Source organism: Lactobacillus nasalidis, from assembly GCF_016587775.1.
Taxonomy (GTDB): domain Bacteria; phylum Bacillota; class Bacilli; order Lactobacillales; family Lactobacillaceae; genus Lactobacillus; species Lactobacillus nasalidis.
Genome location: NZ_BOCG01000190.1, coordinates 1 through 1,251, shown reverse-complemented (window position 1 = coordinate 1,251; position 1,251 = coordinate 1). Strand labels below are relative to the sequence as shown.

Annotated in this window: 1 protein-coding gene; it reads right to left on the bottom strand. The window is 60.7% G+C overall.

Annotated elements, in window-relative coordinates:
- The coding region (locus lacNas_RS03430; protein ID WP_280515427.1) for a CarD family transcriptional regulator at window positions 1-1,251 on the bottom strand (1,251 nt) is incomplete at both ends.

Genomic DNA, 1,251 nt, shown 5'->3' with positions numbered 1-1,251 from the left:
CCGGTCCATTGGCTTGGGCTTTTCCATGTCAGCCTTGATTTCGGCACTGGCCCGCAGCTGGTCGGCCGTCGGCTCATAAGGGAAGGCTGCTTCAAAAGCCGCCTGGTCCGGGCCGTCGGGTGAAAAGGCAAAGCCCTTCTCAGCCTCTCTTTTTGAGTACAGGTCGATCAGGTCGTCGGCGATGTCTTCGACTCTGGCGGCTACCCGTTTCTTGGTCTTGGCCCATTCGCTGCCGCCAAGCTTGTTGATATGGGGCTGCTTGCCTTCTGAAGCGACATACTTTTGCACCAGGCTCAGCTGGTCGGCCGGCACGAAAAGCTGGTCGCCCTTCTGGTAGGTGATGGTAATGTAGTCGCGCTTTTTGCCGTCAGTCTCCAAGGTCTGGATGCCTTCAAAGCGGCCGATCCCGTGGTTGACGTGCACCACGTAGTCGCCTGGCTTCAGTTCAGTGTAGCTGCGCAGGCGCTGGGCGTTTTCCAGGGTCTTGATCCGCTTCTTCGGCCGCTGGCTGTGGTTGAAGAGCTCCTTTTCGGTCAGGTAGACCAGGTCGCTGTCAGGCAAAACAAAGCCGCTGGCGTAGCCGGCCACGGTCAGCTGCGCCTGCCCCTCCCGCAGGTCTTTCTGGTCAACCAGCGGCAGGTAGATGTCGTAGTCATGGCAGCTGCGGCTGAATTCTTCAGCCTGCCGGCGGCTGGAGAGCTGCAGGACCACGGTCTGGCCCTTTTTGGCGTAAGACTCCAGCTCGGTCTTCAAAAGCTCCATCTGGCTGAAGAACTGCTGCGGCTCCCGGCTGTCCCAGGCCAGGTGCTGGCCAAAGCGCAGCCGGCCCATCGAGTGCGTCATCAGGCTGACGTACATGCGGTGGTGGCTGTCTTTTTTCAAGACGGCCTCCAAATCTAGGCGGAGCTGCTGGCGGCTGGTCATCATCTTGGCCGCGATCTGCCCGGCCAGGTATTCGTCGTTGACCGCGCCCAGATTTTTGGCGCTTTCAGCAATCAGCTGCCAGTCGTTGAACAGGACCAGGCCCTTGGCCGACAGGTAGTCCAGCAGGCTGAATTTTTCAGGCAGCAGATAGTCCAGATAGCGGTCGCAGTCATCCGGCAGGTTGCCGGCTTCCAGGGCCTCCAGGGCAAATTCCAGGTTTCCTGCCGCCGCTTCCGGCAGATCCCGCGCCAAATCTTCAGCCGCCCGCTGCAGGTCAGCAGCAGTAAAGACGTGGTCGCTGGCCGTCGGCACGGCGGCTTGCGGCAG